The sequence below is a fragment of the Solwaraspora sp. WMMA2101 genome (genome assembly GCF_049179175.1).
In the GTDB taxonomy this organism is placed as follows: domain Bacteria; phylum Actinomycetota; class Actinomycetes; order Mycobacteriales; family Micromonosporaceae; genus Micromonospora_E.
On sequence record NZ_JBMHMA010000006.1, the window covers coordinates 5,063,996 to 5,085,257 of the forward strand.

The 21,262-nt window shown below is 72.1% G+C and carries 21 protein-coding genes; 13 read left to right on the forward strand and 8 right to left on the reverse strand.

The window, feature by feature from the left end; genetic code table 11:
- Positions 1-78: 78 nt before the first annotated feature.
- Together ACN28F_RS24055 and ACN28F_RS24060 are read right to left on the reverse strand one after the other, a co-directional pair.
- Positions 79-363 (reverse strand): hypothetical protein, encoded by a 285-nt coding sequence (locus tag ACN28F_RS24055; protein WP_421359803.1) that lies wholly within the window; start codon positions 361-363, stop codon positions 79-81.
- Positions 363-806 carry a hypothetical protein gene (locus ACN28F_RS24060; protein WP_421359804.1) on the reverse strand — a complete coding sequence of 148 codons (444 nt, stop codon included), beginning with the start codon at positions 804-806 and terminating at the stop codon, positions 363-365. Before ACN28F_RS24060 ends, ACN28F_RS24055 begins: the two co-directional genes overlap by 1 nt.
- 190 nt (positions 807-996) lie before the next feature.
- Between ACN28F_RS24060 and ACN28F_RS24065 the strand changes: the two genes are divergently transcribed.
- The 3 genes from ACN28F_RS24065 to ACN28F_RS24075 all read left to right on the forward strand — a co-directional run bounded on the left by ACN28F_RS24065 (position 997) and on the right by ACN28F_RS24075 (position 2,398).
- Complete coding sequence (locus ACN28F_RS24065) at positions 997-1,788, forward strand: helix-turn-helix domain-containing protein (protein WP_421359806.1); 792 nt, start codon at positions 997-999, stop codon at positions 1,786-1,788.
- Positions 1,779-1,970, forward strand: coding sequence for a DUF397 domain-containing protein (locus tag ACN28F_RS24070; RefSeq protein ID WP_289210152.1), 192 nt, complete (start codon positions 1,779-1,781; stop codon positions 1,968-1,970). Before ACN28F_RS24065 ends, ACN28F_RS24070 begins: the two co-directional genes overlap by 10 nt.
- A 236-nt stretch (positions 1,971-2,206) precedes the next feature.
- Positions 2,207-2,398 (forward strand): DUF397 domain-containing protein, encoded by a 192-nt coding sequence (locus tag ACN28F_RS24075; protein ID WP_421359807.1) that lies wholly within the window; start codon positions 2,207-2,209, stop codon positions 2,396-2,398.
- Positions 2,399-2,452: 54 nt separating this feature from the next.
- Here ACN28F_RS24075 and ACN28F_RS24080 read toward each other — a convergent pair whose 3' ends face one another.
- Positions 2,453-3,853, reverse strand: a complete 1,401-nt coding sequence (locus tag ACN28F_RS24080; protein ID WP_421359808.1) for a PLP-dependent aminotransferase family protein — start codon at positions 3,851-3,853, stop codon at positions 2,453-2,455.
- On the opposite strand from ACN28F_RS24080, the gene ACN28F_RS24085 reads away from it, so the two are divergent.
- Entirely contained in the window at positions 3,852-4,769 is a 918-nt protein-coding gene (locus ACN28F_RS24085; protein ID WP_421359810.1) for a DMT family transporter, read from the forward strand. The two genes, ACN28F_RS24080 and ACN28F_RS24085, sit on opposite strands and share 2 nt — an antisense overlap.
- A 237-nt stretch (positions 4,770-5,006) precedes the next feature.
- Here the strand turns inward: ACN28F_RS24085 and ACN28F_RS24090 are convergent, their stop codons facing one another.
- The 3 genes from ACN28F_RS24090 to ACN28F_RS24100 form a co-directional block, all read right to left on the reverse strand.
- Positions 5,007-5,504, reverse strand: coding sequence for a hypothetical protein (locus tag ACN28F_RS24090; RefSeq protein WP_421359811.1), 498 nt, complete (start codon positions 5,502-5,504; stop codon positions 5,007-5,009).
- An 8-nt stretch (positions 5,505-5,512) separates the two neighbouring features.
- Entirely contained in the window at positions 5,513-5,854 is a 342-nt protein-coding gene (locus tag ACN28F_RS24095; protein ID WP_421359812.1) for a PadR family transcriptional regulator, read from the reverse strand.
- Between the two features lie 132 nt (positions 5,855-5,986).
- Positions 5,987-6,343 carry a ribbon-helix-helix protein, CopG family gene (locus ACN28F_RS24100; RefSeq protein WP_421359813.1) on the reverse strand — a complete coding sequence of 119 codons (357 nt, stop codon included), beginning with the start codon at positions 6,341-6,343 and terminating at the stop codon, positions 5,987-5,989.
- A gap of 109 nt (positions 6,344-6,452) precedes the next feature.
- On the opposite strand from ACN28F_RS24100, the gene ACN28F_RS24105 reads away from it, so the two are divergent.
- Positions 6,453-7,244 carry a hypothetical protein gene (locus ACN28F_RS24105; RefSeq protein ID WP_421359815.1) on the forward strand — a complete coding sequence of 264 codons (792 nt, stop codon included), beginning with the start codon at positions 6,453-6,455 and terminating at the stop codon, positions 7,242-7,244.
- Positions 7,245-7,246: 2 nt separating this feature from the next.
- The gene (locus ACN28F_RS24110) at positions 7,247-7,951 is read left to right on the forward strand and encodes a DUF6226 family protein (protein ID WP_421359816.1); all 705 of its coding nucleotides are present in this window, start codon (positions 7,247-7,249) and stop codon (positions 7,949-7,951) included.
- A gap of 17 nt (positions 7,952-7,968) precedes the next feature.
- On the opposite strand, the gene ACN28F_RS24115 is transcribed toward ACN28F_RS24110, so the two are convergent.
- Entirely contained in the window at positions 7,969-8,955 is a 987-nt protein-coding gene (locus tag ACN28F_RS24115) for a LysR family transcriptional regulator (RefSeq protein ID WP_421359818.1), read from the reverse strand.
- Between the two features lie 123 nt (positions 8,956-9,078).
- Here ACN28F_RS24115 and ACN28F_RS24120 point away from each other — a divergent pair, with 123 nt between their 5' ends.
- The 6 genes from ACN28F_RS24120 to ACN28F_RS24145 all read left to right on the forward strand — a co-directional run bounded on the left by ACN28F_RS24120 (position 9,079) and on the right by ACN28F_RS24145 (position 18,120).
- Entirely contained in the window at positions 9,079-9,942 is an 864-nt protein-coding gene (locus tag ACN28F_RS24120) for a class I SAM-dependent methyltransferase (RefSeq protein WP_289210159.1), read from the forward strand.
- A complete protein-coding gene (locus ACN28F_RS24125) occupies positions 9,939-11,024 on the forward strand; it encodes a saccharopine dehydrogenase NADP-binding domain-containing protein (protein ID WP_421359819.1) in 1,086 nt (361 codons plus the stop codon). Before ACN28F_RS24120 ends, ACN28F_RS24125 begins: the two co-directional genes overlap by 4 nt.
- 90 nt (positions 11,025-11,114) lie before the next feature.
- Positions 11,115-12,494 (forward strand): Rieske 2Fe-2S domain-containing protein, encoded by a 1,380-nt coding sequence (locus ACN28F_RS24130; RefSeq protein WP_421359820.1) that lies wholly within the window; start codon positions 11,115-11,117, stop codon positions 12,492-12,494.
- Positions 12,487-14,019, forward strand: coding sequence for a glutamine synthetase family protein (locus tag ACN28F_RS24135; protein ID WP_421359821.1), 1,533 nt, complete (start codon positions 12,487-12,489; stop codon positions 14,017-14,019). Before ACN28F_RS24130 ends, ACN28F_RS24135 begins: the two co-directional genes overlap by 8 nt.
- A gap of 37 nt (positions 14,020-14,056) precedes the next feature.
- The gene (locus tag ACN28F_RS24140) at positions 14,057-15,511 is read left to right on the forward strand and encodes an aldehyde dehydrogenase family protein (protein WP_289210163.1); all 1,455 of its coding nucleotides are present in this window, start codon (positions 14,057-14,059) and stop codon (positions 15,509-15,511) included.
- Positions 15,512-15,582: 71 nt separating this feature from the next.
- Positions 15,583-18,120 carry an FAD-dependent oxidoreductase gene (locus ACN28F_RS24145; RefSeq protein WP_421359822.1) on the forward strand — a complete coding sequence of 846 codons (2,538 nt, stop codon included), beginning with the start codon at positions 15,583-15,585 and terminating at the stop codon, positions 18,118-18,120.
- On the opposite strand, the gene ACN28F_RS24150 is transcribed toward ACN28F_RS24145, so the two are convergent.
- Entirely contained in the window at positions 18,056-18,811 is a 756-nt protein-coding gene (locus ACN28F_RS24150) for a GntR family transcriptional regulator (protein ID WP_421359823.1), read from the reverse strand. The genes ACN28F_RS24145 and ACN28F_RS24150 overlap by 65 nt on opposite strands.
- 308 nt (positions 18,812-19,119) lie before the next feature.
- Between ACN28F_RS24150 and ACN28F_RS24155 the strand changes: the two genes are divergently transcribed.
- Entirely contained in the window at positions 19,120-21,096 is a 1,977-nt protein-coding gene (locus ACN28F_RS24155) for a primary-amine oxidase (RefSeq protein WP_421359824.1), read from the forward strand.
- Positions 21,097-21,262 lie beyond the last annotated feature (166 nt).

Sequence of the window (21,262 nt, forward strand, 5' to 3'; positions counted from 1 at the left end):
CTCCGACCAGTACGGCCGCTCCGGGTGCTGCGGCCCGGGGCGCGGACCGGGCCGGGTGCAGGTCCGCGCCCCGGGGGCTCAAGAGGTCTCCAGCGGCGGGTCGACTCCGTTGACCGCGCGGCGGTGCTCACGTACGCCGGGGCGGCTCAGGGCAGACTTGTAGACGTTGAGCATCAACATGCGCCCGTCCCGGCCGAACTCCATCACCGTGCCGAGGATCGCGATCACCAGGCAGTCCGGCTTGTCGATCCCGTAGCGGATGTCGGAGACCCGTACGGTCAGGTCCCGGTCGCCGTACACCCAGTCGGCCTCGGTCAGGTGCAGCACGTCGCCGACGCACAGCGGCGGATCGTCGGTGGCCATCACGCCGCTCCGGCGCCGGGTAGGGGCGGCGCCGGCAGCGCGAGGACCGCAAGCACCGCGCGGACCCGGCGGGCCCTGCCCGGATCGTGGGTGTCCAGGATGGTCAGCGCCCGCCGGAACGGCCGACACGGCGCGGTCTCCTCACACTTCGGACAGTCACCGTGCCGGGACGGCAGGTGGGTCTTCGCGTCCTCCCGGGCCTGCTCGGTGGCGCGGGCAGCGGCCACCGAGTCGGCGATGGGCCGCTGTGCGGCTGCGGGGGCCGGGGCGACGCCCCGGGCGCTGGCCAGCCGGAAGCGCGGATCCCGGTCGATGTCCGTCTCGCCGGGCGTCCGCTGCGGCAGCGGCGGACGGTTCGGCGTCGGATCGACGTTTCGCGGTGTGCCGATCGAAGTGTAGCGGGCAAGGCGGGGTGTCCCGCCGATTCCGTCGTTCCTTGGCATTGATCCTCCTCGAATGGAGAACAGTCGAGCGTTCGTCGAACTCCACCCTGGACTGCCGAGCCGTGCTGGCGGAAGATTAGGCGACAGATCGGATAGGGCGAGTCAGTGCAGCAGCTGTCACGGAGAGAAGAGCGTCCTGTCTGAAGAATCGCCCCATGGTCCTGAGGAGAGCCTGAAGAACATGAAACCGATGAGCCCGAGCGAGTATTTGATCATGAGTCTTCGGTGCTTCCGGGAGTCGGCAGGGCTGACCCAGGAACAGTGGGGTGCCAGCATCGGATACTCGGCGCAGCATGTCAGTGCTATTGAGCGTGGCAACCGTGCGGCACTGCCGGACTACCTCGCTAGGGTCGATGGACGTTACGGGACAACCTTCCTGCACTTCTATCAGAACTTCGTGCTCAGTGAATCCGCCCCCGTTTGGCTCCGTGAGTGGATCGAGATCGAGCGCGAGGCTGCGGTGCTGCGCTGGTTCGAGCCAAGTCTCATCCCCGGGTTGCTGCAGACCGAGGCGTACGCGCGTGCGGTTCTCTCATGGGGTGGACTGCTGACGGCGGTGGAAATCGAGCAGCGGCTGTCGTCGCGGATGGACAGGCAGGCGGTGTTGTGCCGTGAACCGACGCCTCCCATGGCGTTCTTCGTAGTCGACGAGCAGGCACTCCGGCGAACCGTGGGGGACGCCGCGGTGATGGGCGAGCAGTACGAGCGCTTGTTGAAGGTGTCAGAGATGCCCCATGTACACCTACAGGTGATCCCCTCCGGAGCCGGACCACATGCCGGGCTGGCGGGGGCGTTCATCCTGGCCCGGAGTACGGAGGGCACCGAGGCCGCCCACATTGATGCGGCCCTGGAGGCAGGGATCACCGACCGACCGAACGACATTGCGGCCCTTCACGCCCGATGGGACGCTATGCGGAGCGAGGCGCTGCCGCACTCGGCGGCGGTGAGGATGATCAAGGAAGTGGCGGAGACATGGACATGACCCGGGAGCCGAGCTGGCGGAAGTCAAGTCGATCCGGCAACGGTGGGTCTACCTGCGTCGAGGTTGCGGACAACCTGCCGGGGCGGGTCCTGGTCCGGGACACGAAGGACCGCGACGGTGGGACGTTGACGTTCGGTTCGGCTGCGTGGTCGGCGTTCGTCGAACTGACGAAGGCCAGCTGACGCGACCGGCACGGCGACGGCCCCGTACCGGATGTGGTGCGGGGCCGTCACTGAGCGAACTGCCCGTGCCCCAGGCCTCGGCCCGAGGTACGCACATGGTGCTCCCAGTGACGTGATGCCGTACTCCTTGATGTATCCCAACGACTTTGCGGCCTTCACGTCCGATGGGACGCTATGCGGAGCGAGGCGCTGCCGCACTCGGCGGCGGTGAGGATAATCAAGGAAGTGGTGGAGACATGGCCATGGCCCGGGAGCCGAGCTGGCGCAAGTCCTCCCGATCCAACGGGCAGGGCGGCAACTGCATCGAGGTGGCGGACAACCTGCCGGGGCGGGTCCTGGTCCGGGACACGAAGGACCGCGACGGTGGGACGTTGACGTTCGGTTCGGCTGCGTGGTCGGCGTTCGTCGAACTGACGAAGGCCAGCTGACCCGGCCAGCACGGCGACAGCCCATACCGGACGTGGTGCAGGGCCGCCGGCTGCTTACCCGGCTGCCGTGGCGAGGCGGCGGGCGGCCTCGTCCATCTGGTCGGGTGGGGCGGCGGCATACGTCAGCCGCAGATGCGGTGCCGGTGGTTCGGCCGCGTACCAGGGACGGCCCGGGAAGACGACTACGCCCTCGGCTGCGGCTGCGGCAGCCAGTGCGACATCGTCGGTGCTGTCGGGCAGCGTCACCCACAGGTGCAGCCCGCCACGCGGGACCGTGGCGGGGACGAGGTCGGGCAGGTGCCGGCGCAGCGCGGCCAACAACGCGTCCCGCCGGACCCGGAGGGCGGTACGCAGCCCGCGCAGGTGCCGTGGCCAGGCCGGGGCGGTCACCAGCTCCACAGTGGCCTGCTGCAGTGGGCCGGCGACGAAGAGGTCGTCGAGCAGCCGGGCGGCCCGCAGCCGGGCACCGGCCGGTCCGCGCGCGCCGATCGCGGCTATCCGCAGGCCGGGTGCGGCGGACTTGGTCAGCGACCGCAGGTAGACCACGTGCCCGTTGACGTCGTCGGCGGCGAGCGGCGGCGGAGCTTCGCCGTCGATGGTGAGGTCGCGGGCGTAGTCGTCCTCGATCAGGAACGCTCCGGCGTCGCGTACCGCTGTCATGACCGCCGCCCGGCGGTGCGCAGCCAGTGTCGCCCCGGTCGGGTTGGCGTGCAGCGGCTGACAGTAGAACAGCCGCGCGCCGGTGCGGGCGAACGCGGCGGCGAGCTGGTCTGGGCGTACGCCGTCGGGGTCGGCCGGCACCGGCACCACCTGCAGCCCGTTCGCGCGGGCGGCGGCCAACGCTCCGAGGTACGTCGGGGATTCGACGAGCAGCGTGTCACCGGGCGCGACGAGCGCCCGCAACGCGGTGGAGAGCGCGGCCTGCCCGCCCGAACAGATGATCATGTCGTCGGTGCGTAGCCTGCCGCCGGTCGCCCGCGCGAACCAGGCACGCAGATCCTCCCGCCCCTCGACTGGGCCGCGTTGCCAGGCAGCGGGCTGGCGGGCGGCCCGGGCCAGTGCCGCGCCGAGCGCCGCCGCCGGCTGCAGCTCCGCGTCCAGGTAGCCGCCGGTCAGCGCGATCGCGCCGGGCCTCGGCAACGCCAGCAGCGCCTGCATCTCGTCCTCACCTGGCCGGCGGGCACCGAGCGCCACCGTCTGCCAGGCCAGGTCGGGTGCTGCCTCAGGCGAGTGCCGGTCGTCGGGGCCGGCGGCGACGAAGGTGCCTCTGCCGGGACGCGCCTCGACCAGCCCACGGGCAACCAGACGCCGGACCGCCTCGGCGACGGTCACCGGTGAGGCACCGTGTCGGGCGGTCAGCTCGCGCACTGAGGGCAGCCGCGTCCCAGGGGCCGCCGCGGCGACCATCCGGAGCAGATCTTGGATAACACGGTCGGCTGCGTTACCGTCATTCATGAAAGCTAAGAGTAGCGTTACTGTGGTCCGGCCGGTAACAGCGGACCGGCTCACCGGGCTCGCCCTCGGCGCGCTGGGGGTGCTCGCGTTCAGCATGTCGCTACCCGCCACCAGGGTCGCCGTCCACCAACTCGACCCGTGGTTCGTCGCCTTCGGCCGAGCCGTCGGCGCGGCGCTGCTCGCCTGGGCGTACCTCGGATTCACCCGCGCCCCGCGACCCACCCGCAGCCAGTGGCGGCGGCTGTCGGTCGTCGCCCTCGGCGTCGTCGTCGGGTTCCCGCTGTTCACCTCGCTGGCGCTGACCACCCAGCCGTCCGCGCACGGCGCAGTCGTCATCGCCGTACTGCCGGCGGTCACCGCCGTGTTCGCGGTGGTACGGGCGGGGGAGCGCCCACCACCGCTGTTCTGGGCCGCCGCCGGCGGCGGGCTGCTCGCGGTGCTCGGTTTCCTGGCCGCCGGCGGCGCGGTACGCGGCGCGCTGACCGCCGCCGACCTGTTTCTGCTCGTCGCGGTCGTCCTGTGTGGTCTCGGGTACGCCGAGGGCGGCGCGCTCGCCCGTGAACTCGGTGGTGCCCGGACGATCTGTTGGGCGCTGCTGCTGTCACTGCCGGTCACGGTGGCCGTGACGCTGGTCGTCGCCGTGAACCGGCTGCCGCACGCCGACGCCGTGACCTGGTCGGCGTTCGGCTACCTGACCGTGGTCTCGATGTTCCTGGGCTTCTTCGCCTGGTACGCCGGGCTGGCCCGGGGTGGTGTCGCCCGGGTCGGTCAGGTTCAGCTCGCCCAGCCGGTGCTCACCCTGCTCTGGTCCGCCGTGCTGCTCGGCGAGACGGTCAGCGGGGCCTCGATCATGACCTCGCTGGGGGTGCTGGTGTGTGTGGTCCTGACCCAGTACCAGCGAGCGCGCGTCGGCTGAGGCTGGCGATCGGTCCCCGGTTGGCGCCGAAGTCATGCGGTCACTGTGCAATGACACACCGTCCGGACTGCAGAGGGCCCCGAACTGCTTACAACGATCTGGCGACGGCCCCGGACCTGGCGAGGTACGGGGCCGTTGGTGGTGCTAGACCGCCCCAGGTTTATCGGTGCCTGGCTCAGCTGTCGTTGCCCGCCTGCTCCTGGGCGATCGCCGCCTCGAGGTTTTGAATTCTGATGGCTATCTGCCGTCTTTCTTCGCGATCTGTCGCCGCCGGATGGCTACGGCGATGGTGACCGTGCCTATGACGAGGAAAGCGATGCCCATGCTGCCGGTCAGGCCTACTCCAGCGCCGAGAGCGAGCGTCGCCATCATGCCGCTGCCGGCGCCGGCACCGAAGAGTATGAGCAAATCGATGTTACGGTGGTTTGTCCTTTTCGCAACCTGTGTGTTGAGGGCGCGGGCGACCTTAGGGGTGGTCCACAGCAGGCCGGTGGCGTAGCGCAGGCCGCGTACCAGACGGGTGACCGGCATCGCTTCCGCGCCGTGGAGGAACTCGTACAGCTCGCCCTGCCACTCTTCCAGCAGTTCGTCCCGCATCGACGCTGGCATCCGTCGAGCGGCCAGCCGTACGAGGGCGTGCGGGAGTTGGTCGAGGCGGGTCCGGACTTCCTCGCTGATCATGTCGCCCAGCGCGGCGACGAACAGCCCTGCCAGTCCGAGCAGGACCGCGACCACGACCCCTGTCATGCCGGCCGCCAGGCTGGCGACGCCACGCCCGACTGTGGTGTGGGGGCGAGTTGTTGATGCAGCGCCGCCAGCTCGCGGCGGGCGGTTGCCGCCCCCTCCTCGCTGAGTTGATACCACCAGCGCACCGGCCGTCCCTTCGTCACCGGATCGGCGTCCTCCCGGTGCTTGGTCAGCCAGCCGGCGGCCTGTAGCCGGGCCAGGATCGGATAGAGCTTCCCGCTGGGGAAACCGGTCTGTTGCATCAGGTCGTAGCCGTAGCGGGGGGCAGCTACGTCCTCCAGGAAGATCCGCAGCACGATCGCCACCGCGACCGTGATCCTCGGTGGGTCCTTTTCCATGTATCTATCTTACATAGGGTCTGTACTGTCTGCTCTCACCTCGGAGGTCCGATGACGGCCGTGGCGGCGTGAAGCGGCACTGCGACGACGCGTCCGTGCCCGACGGTCTACTGCTATTCGCGTCGCGTGCGGTCAGGCCGCGTCGGCGTGGCCCTCGCTGGTGTGTGCGGTGACGATGCGGCGGAGCACGTCGAGAGCCTGCTCAGCCTCGTGCCGGCCGACGGGTGCGGTGCGGCCGGCCATGTATCCCGTCAGAGCCTCGCGGATGACATCGGACCGGCGGGCCGCCGACTCCTTGGCGAGACGGTCGAGTTGCTCGACGAGCGCCACGTGCAGCCGGATGCTCACCAGCATCATCGGTGCCTCCGGCGGGGGACCGGCCGCCGGCGCAGGGATCACCGACCTGATGACCGGTGCCAGGCTGTCGGTGTTCTGAAACCAGGTGATGACCTCGTCCTTGGTCATCCGGTCGAAGTCCGGCTCGCTCACAGGACCCGCCTCCTCCACTCGTCCAGGTCCGCGCCGCCATGGTACGGAGCGTCGGAATGCTCCTCGACGAGGCCAGCGGCTGCTGGAGCGGCGCTGGGACAATGCGTCCATGGGCGACGGTCTACGCGGCACACTGTCCCTGATCCGGTGGCGGTGGTGGGACGTACTGCGGCTCGCCCTGGTCCTGCTCTGGCTGGTCGCTGCGGGGGCCGCCTGGTGGACAGCACCCCGACAGCAGAGCTATGAGCAGGCGAGGGCCGACGTGGCGGCCGGCCGGGTGGTGGCGTACCAGTGGGGTGACAACTGGGACCGCCGGCCCGGCACCTGGTTCGGTCAGGCACCGCTGCGCTCCTCCGGCGACCTCGGCCCACTGTTCGTCTGGCGTACCGCAGACGGTCGGGTGCACTGGACCGACGCGGACGTCTTCGGTCAGGTCGCCCTGGCGGGGACCGTCGTCGACGACGAGGGTTTCAGCGGCCCGGGTGCTGCCGCCCTCGCCCGCGATCTGCGCGCCGCCGGTCTGGAACAACGGGTGGGCGGCGTCCAGCCGGCCGGTTCGATCGGCCTCGGGGCCGGTTTCGTCCTGGGCGTCGTCTGCCTCGCCGTCATCGTCGGCGGTCCGGCCCCGGCCACCGGAACCCGCTGGTACTGGTTCTGGCTGGTCTACCTCGTCCCGTACGGGCTCGGGTTGTTGTTCTGGCTGGCGGTGGACCGGCCCTGGACGGGTACGGCGACCGCGCCCCTCGGCCTCCTCGACGGCGGTACGCCGCGCCGACGTTCCGGGCTTCTCGGCTTCGGGGTCGGTCTGCTCGCGGCGATTTTGATCAGCTTCCTCACCATGGTCCTGCACGGGATCCTCGGGGACTGGTGGGTGCCGCGCCCCGGCGACCTATCGTCGTAGCCGTGACGAGTGTCGACGAGCTGCGGGCGCGGGTGGCGGTCGCGTACGACCGACTGGGTCTGCCGGCCTGGCCGAATCCGCACGCCGGGATGGACTCGCCACCCGAGGAGGAGTATTCGCGGGTCACCGACCCGGGCCGGTACGCGATCGTGCACGCCCGTGCCCGGGTGTGGGCCGACGTGCTCGGCGACCGGACGGGCGTCGTCGTCGACGTGCTCGGGTCGGGGTCGCGCGACGTCGAGGGATCGCTCGGTACGTTCGACCGTGGCGTGCGGATCACCCCGGCCAGGCCGGGCACCCTGCCGTTGCTGCTGCTGGAGCGCGACGCCCCACTCGACCGGGCCCCCGACCGGGCCCCCGAGCGGGCCGAGGGAACACTGCCGGTGCTGCACGTCGACGTCGCGCGGCCCGGAACGGCGGTCGGCATGCTGCCGGACTGCGGCTGCGACGCCTGCGACCACGGCTCACAGGACCTGCTCGACGCGATCGACAGCTGGGTGGGTCAGGTCGTCGCCGGCCCGATGGTGCTGCTGCGCGGTGCGGGCTGGTACGCGCGGTGGCACCCGGACGGCGGTGAGTCGGGCGGCGCGGGTCGGGGCCCGGACCACCGCCAGCTGATGGAGCTGTGCCGCCGACTGGCGGATGGCCAGGACGTCCGGCTGCCGGAGCGCTCCGAGGCGTTCGTCGGCGGTCCGTGGTTCGGCTGAGCCGGCATCGGCATCACCTATTCGTGACCGTGGTGGACCGCCTCGTCCTCGGGCGAGAGCGGGCCGGCGTCGACCAGGTCGCGGACCATGGCAAGCATCGCGGTGACCGCCGGTGGGCGGAACGGTGGGGCGGTCATGGCGGCGAAGAGCTTCCGCCGGGGCAGGGCCGGGCTGGTCGGTCGCAGCACCACACCCGTACGGGTCGTGCCGCTGGCCAGCGTCGGCACCAGCATGACGCCCGCTCCGGCGGCGACGAGGGCCTGCTTGCCGTGCCAGTCGTCGCAGTGGAACGCGATCCGGGGCGGGCCACCGAGGGCCGTGGCCAGTGTGGTGAGCGGGCCGAGACAGTCCGGGTAGGCGCCATCGATCCATGTCTCGTCCGCCAGGTCGGGCAGGTGCACCCGCTTCTTGCCGGCCAGTGGGTGCGTCGCGGGTAGCGCGACCTGCAGCTCCTCTGCGACCAGGGCGACCAGGTCGACGCCCTCGACCACGGTGTGCGGGACACCGGCCGGGTCGGCGGCTGTGCGGGCCGCCGCCGGGTCGGCCCACAACTGCCACTCGGTGAGTAACGCGAGGTCGACCAGGCCGTCGGCGACCGCGTGCAGCGAGGCGGCAGGGTCGATGGTGATCAGCCGCAGCGCGACGTCGGGGTGTCGGGCGCGGAACCGGCTGATCGCCGCCGGAACGAGGGCCGTGTTGGCGCTGGCGAAGGCGCTCATGCGTAGTTCGCCGCCGGCCAGTCCACCGAAGGCCGCCACCCGTGACTCCAGATCCCGCAGCCGGGCGAGCACCTCGCGGGCCTGTTCGACGGCGGCGATGCCGGCCGAGGTCGGCCGTACGCCACGGGGCAGTCGGCGGAACAGCGGTACGCCGAGCCGGCGCTCCAGCCCGGCGATCTGTCGGGAGACCGCCGGCTGGGTCATCGTGAGCGCGTGCGCCGCTGCGGAGAACGACTGCTGCTCGGCGACCTCGACGAGCACTCGCAGAGACCAGGTGTCAAGCATGCCTTCAGCTTATGGCAGGCAGGATCAATCGGCATTTGTGCTTATGGCTTGGTGGCGACAGCGTAGGAGGAGACAGCCGACCGGCGGTGCCGGCGGGCGCGCACTACACGCTCTGGAGGACCTATGACCAGGATCGTCAACTCCGCGCAGGCCGAGTCGTGGAGCGGTCCGGAGGGTGCCCACTGGGCACGCCAGCCCGAGCGCATCGAAGCGATGCATTCGGTGTTGGACGAGCCGTTGCTGACCGCTGCCGGCATCCGCGTCGGAGACCGGGTGCTCGACATCGGTTGCGGCAACGGGGGCACCACTCGTCGAGCGGCCCGCGCCGTCACCGACGGACTGGGTGGATCAGACGGCGGTACGGTCGTCGGCATCGACCTCTCCGGTCCGATGCTCGACCAGGCGCGGACCCTCGCCGCCAGCGACGGCCTGACGAACATCACCTTCGAGTACGGCGACGCGCAGGTCCATCCGTTCACCGCCGAGTCGTTCGACGTGGCGATCAGCCGATTCGGGATCATGTTCTTCGCCGACCCGGTCGCCGCCTTCGGCAACATCAGGCGGGCGCTGCGCCGGGGTGGCCGACTTGCCTTCGTCTGCCCGCAGCCGGCGCGGCGCAACGCCTGGTACCGGGTGCCGCAGATGGCCCTGCACGGTACCGAGAACGGGCCGCTGCCGGAGTCGGGGATGTTCTCGTTGGCCGAGCCGGGCCGGGTGACCGAGGTGCTGACGGCCGCTGGCTTCGTCGACATCCGTCCGGAGCCGGTCGCGGCACCGATGACGTACGGCGTCGACGTGGCCGGGGCGGTCGAGTTCGTCATCGGCACCGGGCCAGTGCGGGCGTTGCTGGAGCAGGGGAGTCTGACCGTTGCCCGGGCCCGGCAACGGCTGACCGCCGGTCTGCGTCCCTACCTGGGGCCGGACGGGGTGGCACTGCCTGGGGCGTACTGGCTGGTCACGGCGACCCGGCCGGAGGGGGACCGGTGACCTCCCAGGCCGGCAAGGTCGTCGTGGTCGGCGGGTACGGGGCGGTCGGCCACGCGACCGCGAGCATGCTGGCGGGATGGTTTCCCGGCCGGGTGGTGGTGGCGGGTCGGGATCCGGCGCGGGCGGCGCGGGCGGCCGAAGCCATCGGGGGCGGCACCACCTGGCGGCAGGTCGACGTGACGTCGGCGGCCGACCGTGCCCGACTGCTCGCGGACGCGGCGCTGGTGGTGATGGCGGTGGAGCGGGCGAACGTGGCGGTAGCGCAGGAGGCGGTACGCCGAGGCGTCCACTGCGTCGACGTCACCGCCTCGCCGCAGCTGCTGCGGCCGCTCACCGACCTCGACCGGCACGCCGTCCGTACCGGATCGACCGTCGTGCTCAGCGTCGGCGTGGCTCCCGGCCTGACGAACCTGCTCGCCGACGAGTGCCTGCGGGAGCTGCCCGCAGCGGACACTGTGGAGCTGACGCTGATGCTCGGCACCGGCGATCCGCACGGCCGTGACTCGGTCCGGTGGATCGTCGAGCAGGCCGCGACCGCGTCGGCAGGTACGGCCGGTGCCGGTGCCGACCGGCCGCGTCGGGCCCGGGTCGAGCTGCCGGGGGTCGGACGCCGTACCGTCTTTCCTTTCCCGTTCTCGGACCAGCATGTCCTGGCGGCCCGGCACGGCGTCCGGGCCACCACCCGGATGTGCCTGGACTCCAGGGTTCTGACGTGGACGCTGTTCGTTGGTCGGTCGTCCGGGCTGTTTCGGCTGGCCCGTCGGCTGCGGCTGAACGACCTACTGGTGTCGGCCCTGGTCGGGGCAAGGGTCGGTGCCGACCGGTTCGTGGTGCGGGCGAGCGCCAGTGCATCGAGGGGACCGGCGGTGACGCGGGCGGTGGTCGGGCGCGGCACGAGCCAGGTCACCGGGGCGGTCGCGGCGGTGGTCGCCCGGCAGGTACTGACCGGCGGCACCGGGGTACCGGCCGGGCTGCCGGCCGGGGTGCTGCACATCGACCAGCTGACCGGCCTGCCGGAGCTGGTGGCGGAGCTGCGCCGGTACGGCGTGACGGTGGAGTTACCGTCCGCGATTCGTAGATAGCGGGATGCCGCACCTACCGCGATGCCCACATCTGTGCCAGGATTGGATCCAATGCCCGTCGGATCGGATGCCTAGCTGGAAGGGGTGCCCATGCTGCGCCGTGAGGAGAACGAGCGGATCACCCGTTCCGGGCCGGGCACCCCACTCGGGCGGCTGATGCGCGCGTACTGGCAGCCGGCGGCGCTGGTCTCGGAGCTGGACCCGCAGCGACCGGTCACCCCGGTCCGGCTGCTCGGCGAGGACCTGGTGCTGTTCAAACGTGCCGACGGCGGCTGGGCGCTGGTCGGCCGGTTCTGCGCGCACCGGGGCGTCGACCTGGCGTACGGCCGGCACGAGGACGGCGGGCTGCGCTGCCTCTACCACGGCTGGCTGTACGGACCGGACGGGCGCTGCCTGGAACAGCCGGCCGAGCCACCGCACAGCACCTTCGCCAGCAAGGTCCGCATCCCCAGCTACCCGTGCGTCGAGCGCAACGGCATCGTCTTCGCCTACCTCGGCGAGGGCGACCCGCCGCCGATGCCGCACTACGACTGCTTCCAGGCCCCCGACGAGTACACCTTCGCCTTCAAAGGGCTGTGGGAGTGCAACTGGCTGCAGGGCGTCGAGGGCGGCATCGACCCCAGCCACGTCTCGTTCCTGCACCGGTTCATCAACGAAGATCCGCGTGACGTCTACGGCCAGCAGTTCAGTGAGGAGGTCGCCGGCACCGGGCAGAAGCTGTCCAAGCTGGTCGGCGACGCCTACCGGCCGGACATCGAGGTCGAGCAGGCCGAGCACGGCCTGCGGGTGTACGCGTTGCGCCAGCTCACCGACGAGATCCGGCACGTACGCATCACGAACCTGGTCTTCCCCAACGCGTTCGTGGTGCCGTTCGGCAACAGCAAGGTCTTCTGCCAGTGGCACGTGCCGATCGACGACCACCACCACTACTGGTACATGATCTTCTACGACTTCGCCGAGCCGACCGACAAGGAGACCCTGCTGGCCCAGCGGCTCGCCGAGGTCTCCCTGCCGGACTACCGGCCGCTGCGCAACCGGGCCAACAACTGGGGCTTCGACCCGGCCGAGCAGCGCGACCTGACCTACACCGGGATGGGCCTGGACATCAACGTCCACGACCAGTGGGCGGTGGAGAGCATGGGGCCGATCCAGGACCGCACCGTCGAGCGGCTCGGCGTCTCCGACCGGGCCGTCACCGCCAACCGCCGGCTGCTGCTGCGCGCCATCGACGCCTTCGAAGCCGGCAACCCGGTCCCGGCCCGCCCCGCCGACGAGACCGCCGCCGCCGCGCTCACCGGCCCGTTGGCCGTCGACACCGTCGCCCCAACCGACGGTTGGGAACAGACCTGGCGCGACCGTGAGGCACAGCGCCGGGCCGACTCCCCATGGGCCGCCGGCCGGGCCGAGCTGGCCGGTCAGGTCGGACCGACCGGTGCGACCGGCGGCACCGGGATGGCCGCCGATGCGTAGCGTCGACGAACGCGCGGTCGCCGACGGCGGCGACGGCCACCGCGCGCTGCCGATGCTCGCCGCCGACCGGGGCGGCTTCATCGACCGCCACCAGCTGTGGACCGACGCCCAGTACGCCGCCGCCGGCCAACTGCGCCGGGTCGTCGACGAGCTGGGCATCGAGCTGATCCGGTTCTCCTTCGCCGACCAGCACGGCGTACTGCGCGGCAAGACGCTGACCCGGGCTGCGGCCGGCGCGGCCCTGCGCTCCGGGGTGACCGTCCCGTCGTCGCTGCTGCTCAAGGACCCGTCCGGGGCGTCGGTCTTCCCGGTCTTCGCCGCCGACCCGCAGGTCGGCGTGCCCGGCTTCGCCGGTGCCGGTGACCTGGTGCTGGTGCCGGACCCGACCACCTTCCGGTTGCTGCCGTGGGCGCAGCGGACCGGCTGGGTGCTCTGCGACCTGCGACTGCCGGACGGCTCGCCGGTGCCGCTGTGCACCCGCAGCCTGTTGCGCGGTCAGCTCGACCGGCTTGCCGCCGCCGGCTACGCGATGACCGTCGGCGTGGAGCTGGAGTTCCACGTGTTCGCCGCCGACGCCCGCCCCGACGGCGGACTCGACGCCGACCAGGTGGGCCGCCCCGCCGCGCCCGGTCGGCCCAGCGTGGTGCGGCCGGTCAGCCGGGGCGCGCAGCTGCTGCACGAGGACGGCCTGGACCGCGCCGACGACCTCGTCCAGCTGCTGCACCACGGGCTGACCCGGCTCGACCTGCCGCTGCGGTCACTGGAGCTGGAGTTCGGGCCGAGCCAGTTCGAGATCACCCTGACCGCCGGGGACGCCGCCGACGCCGCCGACCAGGTGCTGCTGGCCCGCTCGGCGATCCGCCAGCTGTGTCGCCGGCACGGCTACCACGCCACGTTCATGTCCCGGCCGGCCGGTGCCGAGACCGCCTCCACCGGCTGGCACCTGCACCAGTCGCTGCGCGCTGTCGACTCCGGCGCGGCGGTCTTCGACCCGACCACACCGGGCGAGGCGCTCTCGCCGGTCGCCGGGCACTACCTGGCCGGGCTGCTGGAGCACGCCGGCGCGGCCGCCGCGTTCGCCACCCCGACGGTCAACGGCTACAAGCGCTACCTGCCGTTCTCGCTCGCCCCGGACCGGGTGGTGTGGGGGATCGACAACAAAGGGGCCATGGTGCGGGCCGTCGGTGCCGGCTCCGACACCGGCGTACGGCTGGAGAACCGCTGCGGCGAGCCGGCCGCCAACCCGTACCTCTACATCGCCTCGCAGCTGATCAGCGGCCTGGACGGGATCGAGCGGCGACTCGCCCCACCCCCTGCGGTGGAGGATCCGTACGCGGCCGACGCGCCCCGGCTGCCGACCTCGTTGGCCGAGGCGTTGACCGCGTTGGCGGCCGATCCGGCGTTCGCCGCCGCCCTCGGCGACCCGGTGGTCTCCTGGTACCTGACGCTCAAGCGCCGTGAGTTCGCCCGTTACCTCGCGTACGTCTCCGACTGGGAGCAGCGCGAGTACTTCGATCTGATCTGACCGCGAGTACTTCGACCTGATCTAGAAGGAGCCGTCGATGCCGTCATCCGTCGCCCCGCTGGCCGAGCTGGAGCCGTTCCACGTCGACGGCGAGTGGATCGCGCCGGGGCAGCGCACCCTGATCGAGGTGCGGGACCCGTCGGACGGCGCGGTGATCAGCCGGGTCGCCCAGGCCACCGCCGACGACGTGGCCGCCGCCGTGGCCGCCGCCACCCGGGCGTACGCCGACCGGCGCTGGAGCGGGCTGGCCCCGTTGGAGCGCACCCGGGTGCTGCACCGGCTGGCCGACCTGATCGAGGCGCACCTCGAAGAGCTGGCGGTGCTGGAGACCCGGGACAACGGCAAACCGATCGAGCGGTCCCGGGCGGACACCGGCGCGGCGGCCCGCGCCTTCCGGCACTTCGCCGGGGCCACCAGCCGGCTGACCGGCACCGTCGTGCCGATCGACGGCGGTGCCCACCACGTCTACACGGTGCTGGAGCCGGTCGGCGTCGCGGCGCTGATCCTGCCGTGGAACTTCCCGATCATGACCGGCAGCTTCAAGATCGCTCCGGCGCTGGCCGCCGGCTGCCCGATCGTGGTCAAACCGGCCGAACAGACCCCGCTGACCATGCTGCGGCTGGCGGCGCTGGCCGCCGAGGCCGGCGTACCGCCGGGGGTCTTCAACGTGCTGACCGGCGACGGTGAGGTCGGCGCGGCCCTGGTGGCCCACCCCGGCGTGGCGAAGGTGTCGTTCACCGGGTCCACCGAGGTGGGCCGGGTGGTGATGGCCGGCGCGGCGCCGACGATGAAGCGGCTCACCCTGGAGCTGGGCGGCAAGAGCCCGAACATCGTCTTCGCCGACGCCGACCTGGACGCCGCCGTGCTGACCGCGATGCGGGCGTCGTTCGGCCACTCCGGCCAGATGTGCACCGCCGGCAGCCGGCTGCTGGTGCAACGTTCCATCCTGGACGAGATGACCGAGCGGCTGGCCGAGGCGACCCGCCGGGTGCCGGTCGGCAACGGTCTCGACGGCGGGGTGACCGTCGGCCCACTGGTCTCCGAGGAGCAGCGGCAGCAGGTGCTGTCCTACATCGAGACCGGCATCCGGGAGGGCGCCACGGTCGCCGTCGGCGGCGGGGTGCCGGACCGGCCCGGCTACTTCGTCGAGCCGACCCTGTTCACCGGGGTCCGCAACGACATGGTCATCGCCCGGGAGGAGATCTTCGGGCCGGTGACCGGGGTGATCGCCTTCGACGACGAGGACGAGGCCGTCGCGATCGGCAACGACACGGCGTACGGGCTGGCGGCCGGGGTGTGGACCCGGGACCTGTCCCGCGCCCACCGGATGGCCGCCGCGCTGCGGGTCGGCACGGTCTGGGTGAACACGTACAACATCTTCGACCCGGCGCTGTCCTTCGGCGGGGTCGGTGACTCCGGTCTGGGCCGGGACCTGGGCGACGACGCCCTGTACTCGTACTGCGAACGCAAGGGCGTCGTGGTCGCGCTCTGACCGGCGGTGCCGGCACCGGTCGACCGCTGCGGCCGGTACGCGCACCGCCCTGGACACTGATGGGATCCACTTTGACAGACACCGCATCCCAGATCGGCGTTCGCTCCGCCCTGGACGTCGCCGCCCTGCGCGCCGCCACCCCCGGTGCGGCCCTGGCGCACCACCTCAACTCCGCCGGTGCCGCTCTGCCCAGCCTCACCGTGCTCGACACGGTCATCGCCCACCTGCGGCTGGAGTCCCGCCTCGGCGGCTACGAGGCCGCCGAGGCCGCCGGCGAGCGAACCGCCCAGGTGTACCAGCTCGTCGCCGATCTCATCGGCGCCTCCGCCGCCGACATCGCCCTGGTGGAGAGCGCCACCGTCGCCTGGCACCGGGCGATCGACGCGCTGCGGCTGCAGGCCGGGGACCGGATCCTCGCCTCGGCGTCCAGCTACGTCAGCTCGGCGCTGCACCTGCTCGAACTGCGCCGCACCCGGGGCATCGTCGTCGAGGTGCTGCCCACCGACGACTCCGGCGGTGTCGACCTGTACCAGCTGGAGCAGGCCCTGCGCCGACCGGCGGCGCTGGTCACGGTGGCCCACGTACCGACCTCGTCGGCGTTGATCGAGCCCGTCGCACAGGTCGGCGCCCTGTCTGCCGCCGCCGGGGTGCCGCTGCTGGTCGACGCGACCCAGTCGGTGGGTCAACTGCCGGTCGACGTACGGGCGATGCGGGCCGGCATCGTGGTCGCCACCGGCCGCAAGTTCCTGCGGGGTCCGCGCGGCACCGGGCTGCTCTACCTCGACCCGGCGCTGCACGAGCAGGCCCGCCCACTGACCCCGGACGTACGGGGTGCCCGGTGGACCAGCGACGAGGAGTACGACCTGCTGCCCGGCGCGCGACGCTACGAGACCTGGGAAGCGTCGCACGCGTTGCGGCTCGGTCTGGGCGCCGCCCTCACCGAGGCGCTCGCCATCGGCGTCGACGTGATCTCGGCGTACGTCAGCGGGTTGGCCGCCCGGTTGCGCGCCGGCCTGGCCGGGCTCGCCGGGGTGCGGGTGGTCGACCCGCCGGCGGCCGGCGGCGGCATCGTCACGTTCGTCCGCGACGGCGAGGAACCGGCACAGACGGTACGCACCCTACGGGCCGCCGGCCTGCACCTGGTCGCCGTGCCGGCCAGCCACGGGCAGTGGGACCTGGGTCGACGCGGCCTGCCGGCCGTGGTCCGCGCCTCGGTGCACGTCTACAACGACGACAGTGACATCGACGCGCTGCTCACCCAGCTGGCCCGCCCGGTCCCGCCCGCCGCCGGGCAGGTGACGACGCCCGAACCGGCGCCGCCGTCGCCGGTCGTCGCCCCGCCCCCCGGCCCCAGCTCCGGCACCCTTGCCACCGGTGCCGCCCCTGCCCTGGTCACCGGCACCGACCGGCACGCCGACGTGGTGGTGGTCGGCGCCGGCATCCACGGCCGCAGCGCCGCCTGGTCGCTGGCCGCCCGGGGGGTCCGGGTGGTGCAGCTCGACCGGCACCCGGCCGACCACACCGACGGCTCGTCGCACGGGCGGACCCGGATGATCCGGCGCGCCTACCCGTCGCCGGTCTGGGACGACCTGGTGCAGCGGGCGTACACCGGCTGGCACGAGCTGGAGCAGGCCGCCGATCGCCGGTTGGTCACCACCGTCGGTGGGCTCTACGCCCGGCCGGCCCGGTCCAGCGGCACGCTGCGGGGCCCGGGGTGCATGCTGGTCGACGCCAACCAGGCCGCCGGAATCCTGCCCGGCCTGGTCCTCGGCGCCGACATGGTCGCCGTCCACGACCCGGCGGCGGGCGTCATCGACGCGGCAGCCGCGATGTCGGCGCTGGCCGCGCTCGGTGCCGCCGCCGGGGTGGACCGCCGGGACGGTTGCGCCGTCACCGGCTGGCACCCCGACGGTGCCGGGGTCCGGGTGCGCACCGACGACGGTGACCTGCTCGCCGACCGGCTGGTGATCTGCGCCGGCCCGTGGACCGCCGATCTGGTGCCGGATCTCGCCGGCCAACTCTCCGTCGTACGGATCGTCAACATCCATATCGGCTCGTCGTCCCCGGCGCTGCTGGCCCCGCCGGCGCTCGGCCCCTTCTCGGTGGAGGTCCCCGGCGTCGGGCTGCTCTACGGCATCCCGGCGTACGGCCCGGACACGGTCAAGGTCGGCTTCGACCACGGGCCCGTCGACGACCTCACCCGGCCGCCCGGGCCGGTCACCGCCGCCGAGCGCGACGCGTTGCTCACCGTCGCGCGTCGGTTCCTGCCGGCCGCCGACGGCCCGGTCACCGCCGAGGTGGCCTGCCGCTACACGATGGCCCCGGGCAACCGGTTCGCGGTCGGGGCGCTGCCGGCGCATCCGCAGGTCCTGCTGGCGGCGGCCTGCTCCGGGCACGGGTTCAAGTTCGGCCCGGCGATCGGCGCGGCGCTGGCCGACCTGGCCACCGGGGTGCCCCGGCCGGACCTGGACTTCCTCGCCCCGGCGGCGATGGGCGTGGCCGGGATCGTGCCCGGCGACCCGGACGGTCCCGGCCCCGATCCGGTCACCCCCGGAACACCGTCGCCGACCGCCGCTCGTACCAGCGAGCCAACTGCTCACCGGCGCTGATCACATGGGCCTGCATCTCGCGTCGGGCGCGGTCACCGTCCTCTTCGGCCAGCGCCGCGATGATCCGCTCGTGCTCGTGGAAGTTGTCGTCGCGGTGCCGGGGGTTGTCCTGCAGCACCAGCGCGGAGACGTTGCGCGGGAACGCCTCGTTGATCTCCTTGATCACCCGGGCCAGCCAGTCGTTGCCGGCGACCTGGTGGATCAGGGTGTGGAACCGGTCGTTCGCGGCGTTGGTCGACGTCGCCAGGGCCAGCCTGGCGCGGGCGACCCCCGGGTCGTCCTCGACACGTCGTTGCGGGATGTTGCCCCGGGCCGCCTGCTCGGTGCGACGCAGCAACGAGTTGGCCGCCCGCAGCTCGTCGAGGACGTCGTCGGTGATCCGGCTGACCGCCCGCTCGCAGGCCAGCGCCTCGAGCTCGGCGCGGACCTCGTAGGCCTCGCGGACCTCCCAGGGCGCCGGCACCCGCACCACCGCGCCCCGGTGCGGCACCACCTCGATCAGCCCACCGGTCTGCAACTGCCGCAGCGCCTCGCGGACCGGGGTCCGGCTGACGCCGAGCAGCTTGGCCAGTTCCGCCTGACGCAGCTGGGCACCGATCGGGATCTCGCCAGACATGATCTTGGCGCGGATGGCGGCGGCGGTGGCGTCGACGAGGGCACTGCTGGTCGTTTCCGTCGAGCTGACTGGCATGCCCGGTGCCCCTGTCTGATCGGTGTACGGCGTAGCCGGCCGGACGTCCGGCCGGCTGCCATCGCCTCCACAGTGGTGCGATGTGGGTGTCACGATAGCAAGCCCGCCCGGAGAGCTGCGGGTCCCGTACATTTGCCTTTGGATCCCGGTTTTGGATCCAAACATCCTGCGGTAGTATCCGAGACTACCTTGGCCAGGGAGTTTTCCGGAAGCACCGGCCCGCCGCAGCCGCACCGACCCCGACGCAGACCGACCCAGGCGAGCCGGACCACCCCGGGACGACTCCCGCGACGGCGACAGGAGCAACCGTGAGTGCCTGCCACCCCACCCCGGACGCACGGACCCACCGCAGCCACCCGCTCGACCCGCCGAGCCCGGCGGAGATCGCCCGTGCCGTGGCGGCCGCCCGCGCCGACGGCCGGCTCGGCGAGCGGACCCGCTTCTGGGGCGCCACGCTGGACGAAGCCCACGCCCGTGCCGTCGCCACCGGGGCCGCCGCTGCCGGCGAGGTCCGCATCGGGCTGGTGGCCATGGACCACGCCGCCGGCACCGCCTGGGAGATCGACGTCGCGTTGACCGCAGGAACGGACGGCGCCGCCGACCGGTGCCTCGACTGGCGTCCGCTCGACCCACGCCGGCCGGGCATCACCTCCGAGGAGGCCCGCGCCGCCGCCCAGGCCTGCCGGCAGAGCCCGCTGTTCCGTGAGGTGCTCGCCAAGCGGGGCATCCACGACGTCTCCCTGGTCATGGTCGACGCCGAGTCGATGGGCGGCTTCGAGCCGAAGCGCTACGCCGACCGTCGGCTGACCTGGGGCACCGTCTGGCACCGGGTCGACGAGGGCGACAACGGCTACGTCCGCCCGGTGCAGGGCGTGGTGCCGATCATCGACATGGCCACCATGGAGGTGCTGGAGGTCGAGGACCACGGGGTGGTCCCGATCTCGGACGAGGCCGGCCCGCTGGAGGCGGCGGCCTGGCCGACCCGACCCGGCCTCAAGCCGCTGGACGTGGTGCAGCCCGACGGGCCCAGTTTCACCGTCGACGGCTGGCAGGTCAGCTGGCAGGGCTGGCGGCTGCGGGTCGGGTTCACCCACCGGGAGGGCCTGGTCCTGCACGACCTGGAGTTCCAGGGGCGACCGGTGGTCAGACGGGCCGCCTGCAACGAGATGTACGTGCCGTACCTGGACCCCAACTCCACCCAGTACCGCAAGAACTTCTTCGACTGGGGCGAGTACGGTGCCGGACCACTGACCAACTCGCTGGCCCTGGGCTGCGACTGCCTCGGCGTCATCTACTACTTCGACACCGCCTACCTCGGCGGCGACGGCGACCCGGTGACCATCCCGAACGCGATCTGCATGCACGAGGAGGACCACAGCGTCCTCTGGAAGCACAACGACCTGCGCCGTGGGGTCAGCCAGGTGCGTCGCTCCCGGCGACTGGTGATCTCCAACTTCCAGACGGTGGCCAACTACGACTACGGCTTCTACTGGTCGCTGTACCAGGACGGCCGCATCGAGCTGGAGGTCAAGCTCACCGGCATGCTCTCCGCCTCCGGCATCCACGACGGCGACGAGGTGCGCTACGGCCGGGTCGTCGCACCGAACGTGCAGACCCCCACCCACCAGCACTACTTCGGGCTGCGCCTGGACATGGCGGTGGACGGCCCGCACAACCGCTTGGTCGAGGAGCACGCCGAGGGGGAGACCGATCCGGCGCTCGACCCGTACGGCAACGCGGTGCGCAACGTGCGGACCCCGCTGCTGCGCGAGTCGCAGGCCGCGCGGCGCACCGACCCGGCGACCGCGCGGCGCTGGCGGGTGGAGAGCGCCACCCGGACCAACCGGTACGGTGAACCGACCGCCTACCGGCTGCTGTTGCCGAACACTACCCGGTCGTTCGCCCGGCCCGATTCGGTGATGGCCCGCCGGGCACCGTTCATCCATCAGCATCTGTGGGCCACGCCGTACGACCCGAGCGAGCAGTTCCTCGGCGGCCAGTACCCCAACCACGCCGAGCCCGGCTCCGACGGGGTCCAGGTCTGGCAGCGTCAGGACCGGTCGATCGACGGCACCGAGTTGGTGCTCTGGCCGGTGCTCGGCACCCACCACTTCCCCCGCCCGGAGCAGTGGCCGGTGATGCCGGTGGACGCCATCCACATGATCCTGGAGCCGGACGGCTTCTTCGACCGCAATCCGGCGATGGACGTGCCGGATCCGGCGGCGGCGCGGGGCACCGCGGACGCCTGCTGCGCGACCGACTCTGACGTGGTGCCGGCCGACTGACGGCCGGTACGCCGGCCGCCAGTCGACCGGCCACGGGGAAATATCCACATTAGCCCGAGCGTCCGGAAATCAGACGTTCACAATCGCGATACGGTCCCGAATTGGGTACCGCAGATCATGGTTTTGGATCCAATCCTGATGAAATTTAATCCATCTTCGTCCCATA

Bases quoted from the DNA above. Each gene is read 5' to 3' on its own strand.
- ACN28F_RS24140 (WP_289210163.1), top strand. From the start codon at position 14,057: ATGCCGTCATCCGTCGCCCCGCTGGCCGAGCTGGAGCCGTTCCACGTC.
- ACN28F_RS24095 (WP_421359812.1), bottom strand. From the start codon at position 5,854: ATGGAAAAGGACCCACCGAGGATCACGGTCGCGGTGGCGATCGTGCTG.
- ACN28F_RS24130 (WP_421359820.1), top strand. From the start codon at position 11,115: ATGCTGCGCCGTGAGGAGAACGAGCGGATCACCCGTTCCGGGCCGGGC.
- ACN28F_RS24105 (WP_421359815.1), top strand. From the start codon at position 6,453: ATGGGCGACGGTCTACGCGGCACACTGTCCCTGATCCGGTGGCGGTGG.
- ACN28F_RS24135 (WP_421359821.1), top strand. From the start codon at position 12,487: ATGCGTAGCGTCGACGAACGCGCGGTCGCCGACGGCGGCGACGGCCAC.
- ACN28F_RS24060 (WP_421359804.1), bottom strand. From the start codon at position 806: ATGCCAAGGAACGACGGAATCGGCGGGACACCCCGCCTTGCCCGCTAC.
- ACN28F_RS24055 (WP_421359803.1), bottom strand. From the start codon at position 363: ATGGCCACCGACGATCCGCCGCTGTGCGTCGGCGACGTGCTGCACCTG.
- ACN28F_RS24075 (WP_421359807.1), top strand. From the start codon at position 2,207: ATGGCCATGGCCCGGGAGCCGAGCTGGCGCAAGTCCTCCCGATCCAAC.
- ACN28F_RS24065 (WP_421359806.1), top strand. From the start codon at position 997: ATGAGCCCGAGCGAGTATTTGATCATGAGTCTTCGGTGCTTCCGGGAG.
- ACN28F_RS24080 (WP_421359808.1), bottom strand. From the start codon at position 3,853: ATGAATGACGGTAACGCAGCCGACCGTGTTATCCAAGATCTGCTCCGG.
- ACN28F_RS24115 (WP_421359818.1), bottom strand. From the start codon at position 8,955: ATGCTTGACACCTGGTCTCTGCGAGTGCTCGTCGAGGTCGCCGAGCAG.
- ACN28F_RS24070 (WP_289210152.1), top strand. From the start codon at position 1,779: ATGGACATGACCCGGGAGCCGAGCTGGCGGAAGTCAAGTCGATCCGGC.
- ACN28F_RS24085 (WP_421359810.1), top strand. From the start codon at position 3,852: ATGAAAGCTAAGAGTAGCGTTACTGTGGTCCGGCCGGTAACAGCGGAC.
- ACN28F_RS24150 (WP_421359823.1), bottom strand. From the start codon at position 18,811: ATGCCAGTCAGCTCGACGGAAACGACCAGCAGTGCCCTCGTCGACGCC.
- ACN28F_RS24120 (WP_289210159.1), top strand. From the start codon at position 9,079: ATGACCAGGATCGTCAACTCCGCGCAGGCCGAGTCGTGGAGCGGTCCG.